This is a genomic window from Nevskia sp. (assembly GCF_023266035.1).
GTDB lineage: Bacteria > Pseudomonadota > Gammaproteobacteria > Nevskiales > Nevskiaceae > Nevskia.
In genome coordinates, this window is the sequence record NZ_JAHFRY010000224.1 from 1 (window position 1) to 4,151 (window position 4,151).

Sequence of the window (4,151 nt, forward strand, 5' to 3'; positions counted from 1 at the left end):
TCGGAATCCGGAACTGCCGCCTGCTGCGATCGACAGGCCCCGGCACCGCCCCAGACGCTGGGGCGTTGCAGCTTCCGCAGGCATCCGCAGATACGGCAACTTTCGGCGCTTCACTTGTAGGCGGCTCGGTCATCTTGGGCACTCCGTACTTGATGAAGCAGACTCGCTGGAACCATCCCCGAAACTGTGCTTCCACTGCCGAGGCGCGGACGGCCGCGAGGTCAAGAATCGCGTGCCGGGCATCAGAAGCGCCCCGACGTTCTGGACTTGAAAGTGGCTTCCTTCAGCCAAGCGTCTCAACCGACAGTTCATGGCCAAGCGCGGCGCTTGCCGTCGCGATCAATCAATTCGAAGCGTGGCTTTTCCGTAGGCGAGCGCTGCTCTCCTTCGCTCCCCAAATTGTTGACTTGCATCACCCCTATGGCTTCAGGGCGCTCGTTAGCCAAACGACGCAGCAGTTCGGCAGGCACGTGACCGTCCAGCACATAGCCCAGATACTTCGCCGGATGACAACCGCGATAGTCGGCCGGCAGGTTCCAGCGTCGCCGAGTGCCGTCGAGATCCTTCAACTCGAAATCTCGAACGACAAAGCCGTCGCCTCGAAGGGCTTTCATCCAGCCCTTCACGCAGTGGCATCGGTGGGTCCAGGCCATCTCCACCAGATTTTCCGGCGCCGTCGGAAACAGCCGCTCCCAGTTGACGACGATTCCCGCAACGATGCCAAACGCTACGGCCGCCCCTGCGATCAGCTTCAGATGGTGCAGAGGAAGGCCGTCGATGGTCTCTTCGGAATTTTTGCTTGGGGGTACTTTTCGTTTTGATGTCGATTTGGTGAGCCGAGCCTTGTTCACGGCGCGTCACCCTGTTCATGGCCGGCTTCGGTCGTCGGAAAGCATTCGGCCGCTGTTTCGCAGTTTCGATATTCGACCTGAAGCGTCGTGTGCTCCAGCGCGAAGCGCTCCCGAAGCATGATCCGAGCGGCATCGAGCCGGTCCTGCCGGAATCGTTCGTCGCTTTCATCGACAACCAGATGCGCAGTCAGGCTGTTCTTGCCACTGGTGATCGACCAGACATGCAGTTCATGAACAGAGATCACGCCATCGACGGCCAGCAAGCGCTGGCGAATCTCATCGAGGCTGAGACCGCGTGGCACGCCTTCCAGCAACACGTTCAGGCTTTCCTTGAACAGCGTCCAGGTCCGCGGCAGCACCCAGAGCCCGATGCCGACGGCGATGACCGGGTCGACCCAGGCCCAGCCGGTGAAGCGAATGATCAGGGCACCGGCGATCACACCGACCGATCCGACCGCATCGGCGAGCGCCTCCAGATAGGCACCTTTGACGTTGAGGCTACCTTCGCTACCGTCCTGCAGCAGCTTCAAGCCAATCAGATTGACGATGAGGCCCACGGCAGCCACGCCGAGCATTCCCCAGGTATTGATTGCTTCCGGCTGCTGAAAGCGCTGGATCGCCTCGTAGAAAATGTAGACCGCGACCAGAAACAGGATCACCGCATTGGCTGCTGCGGCGAGGATCTCGAAGCGGTGATAGCCGAAGGTGCGTTGTGCATCCGCCGGTCGTCGCGCAATCCGTACTGCGGCGATCGCGATGCCGATGCCGACGACATCGGTCAGCATATGCGCGGCATCGGACAGTAGTGCCAGGCTGTGAGTCAGCACGCCGCCGATGACCTGCACGATGAGATAGCTGCCGGTCAGCCCGAAGGCCCACCACAAGCGGGTTTCGTTGCTGGTTTTGGCGTGCTCGTGGCCCTGGTGTGATTCTTTGCTCATCAATCGTCTCCGTAGAGGGGCGACTTGGCGCATCGCATTTTCGCGATGCGCCAAGGCCCGATCAGCTGTTGTCTCGCTCAATCAGCTTCTTCGAGAACACCGGATACAAGGCCGGCAGCACGACCAGAGTCAGCAAGGTCGACGAGAACAGCCCGCCAACCACCACCGTGGCCAGAGGCCGTTGGATTTCCGAGCCGATGCCCTGGGCCAGCAGCATCGGGATCAGGCCGAGTGCTGCGATGAAGGCCGTCATCAACACCGGCCGCAGGCGCGAGAAGGCACCTTCAAACACCGCCAGCGAGAAATCGCCGGAATCCAGCAGTCTCTGGTTGATCGCCGTCACCATCACGACTCCATTCAGCACCGCCACACCGAACAGTGCGATGAAGCCGATCGAGCCCGGCACCGACAGGTACTGACCTGACAGGAACAGCGCGACAATGCCGCCGATCAAACTCAAGGGCACGTTGACCATGATCAGGGTCGCCTGACCCAGCGAGCTGAAGGCAAAGAACAGCAGCAGGAAGATCATGCCCAAGGCCAGCGGCACGACGATCGCGAGCTTCGCCTGGGCGCGCTGCTGGTTCTCGAACTGGCCGCCGAAGACCACCGAATAGCCCGGCGGCAACTTCACTTCGCGGGAGATGCGTTCGTCGAGTTCCTTGACCACGCCGCCCATGTCACGACCTTCGACATTGGCCTGGATCACCACGCGTCGCTGCACGTCGTCGCGGCGAATCTGCGGGGGACCGGCTTCGATAGTCAGCTCAGCAACATCGCCGAGTCGCACCTGGCTGCCGTTCGGGCCTTGCAGCACCAGGGCCTTGATCGCCTCGGCATTGGCGCGATTCGGTTCGGCCAGTCGCACATAGATGTCGTAACGCTCGTTGCCCTTGATCACCTGGCCAGCGTTTCTGCCGCCGATGGCATCCGAGACCAGGCTCATGACCTGAGCCACCGGAATGCCGTAACGCGCGAGGCGATCCCGATCCGGCCGGACGACCAACTGCGCCTGGCCCTCGATCTGCTCGATGGCGACATCCTTGGTGCCACGCACGCTGCGGGTCAGCGCCTCGATTGCCGCGCCTTTTTCAGCCAGCACGGTAAGTTCCGGCCCGAACAGCTTGATTGCCAGCTGGGCACGAACACCGGACAGCAGCTCGTCGACTCGCGTCGCAATCGGTTGACCAAACGCCACCAGCAGACCCGGAAATGCTTCGAGCTTTTCGCCGATCAACGCCTCCATCTCGGGACGATTCTTCGCCGACACCCACTCGTCGGCCGGCTTTAGTCCGATGTACCACTCCAGGTTGTTGACATCTTCGGGGTCGCCACCCAGCTCGGGCCGGCCAATGCGGTTCAACACATAGGTGATCTCGGGAATCTCCATGAGCTTCGCTTCGATTTTCTGCGACAGCGCGACCGAAGTCGGCATGTTCACCGACGGCGCCAGGGTGATCCGCATTCCCAGCGTGCCTTCCTCAAGAATCGGCACGAACTCGGTGCCGAGCAGTGGCACCAAGGCCAGTGCACCGACGAATAACGCGGCTGCCGAGCCAACGATGGTCTTGCGATGACCCAGCGCCCAGCCGAGCACGTTGCGATAAGTCCGTTCCAGGAACCGCAGCACGAAGTTGTCGCGGTGATGAACCGCACCCCGGAAGAAGTAGCTCGACAGGGCCGGGATCACGACCAGCGCCACCGCCAGCGAGGCGACCATGGCCAGCACAATGGAGATCGCCATCGGCTGGAACAGCTTGCCCTCCACGCCTTCCAGCGAGAACAAAGGCGTGAACACGACGATGATGATCAACACCGCGAAGAACACCGGGCGGCCGACTTCGCGTGCCGCAAACATGATGCGCACGGCCATGCCGTGGCGATCATGGGCGGAGTCGTAGGGATCGGGATCACCCGGATTCACCGCCTTGGTATGGGCGGCATGCTCTGCGTCGGGTTCGGACAGGTGCTTGAAGATGTTTTCCATCATCACCACCGAACCGTCGACCATCATGCCGATGGCGATCGCCAGCCCACCCAGCGACATCAGGTTCGCCGACACGCCCCAGTACGACATCGCCGCCAGCGCCAGACCCAGCGATAGCGGAATCGACAGCAGCACCAGGAGCGTTGCGCGCACGTTCATCAGGAACAGCAGCAGCACGATGACGATCAGCACGAAGGCTTCGAGCAACGCTTTTGTCACCGTGCTCACGGCCTTGTTGACCAGATCAGCCTGGTCGTAATACGGCACCAGCTCGACACCTTTCGGCAGTGCCTTCTGGATGATCGGCAGGCGGGCCTTGACGCCGTCGATGGTCGCCTTGGTATTGGCGCCGAGCCGCTTCAGAACGATGCC

Annotated in this window: 3 protein-coding genes; all 3 read right to left on the reverse strand. The window is 61.6% G+C overall.

Going from position 1 to position 4,151, the window contains the following annotated elements; genetic code table 11:
• Positions 1-308: 308 nt before the first annotated feature.
• On the reverse strand, positions 309-851 hold the full coding sequence (locus tag Q0D45_RS21170) for a DUF411 domain-containing protein (RefSeq protein ID WP_293397792.1): 543 nt from the start codon (positions 849-851) through the stop codon (positions 309-311).
• Positions 848-1,792, reverse strand: coding sequence for a cation diffusion facilitator family transporter (locus Q0D45_RS21175; RefSeq protein WP_293397795.1), 945 nt, complete (start codon positions 1,790-1,792; stop codon positions 848-850). The genes Q0D45_RS21170 and Q0D45_RS21175 overlap by 4 nt, the downstream gene beginning before the upstream one ends.
• 61 nt (positions 1,793-1,853) lie before the next feature.
• Positions 1,854-4,151, reverse strand: a 2,298-nt coding sequence (locus Q0D45_RS21180; protein ID WP_293397798.1) for a CusA/CzcA family heavy metal efflux RND transporter, incomplete at its 5' end; no start/stop codon positions are given.

What these genes read in the sequence shown, in the direction of transcription:
- Q0D45_RS21175 (WP_293397795.1), bottom strand. Translation starts at nt 1,792, where the DNA reads ATGAGCAAAGAATCACACCAGGGCCACGAGCACGCCAAAACCAGCAAC.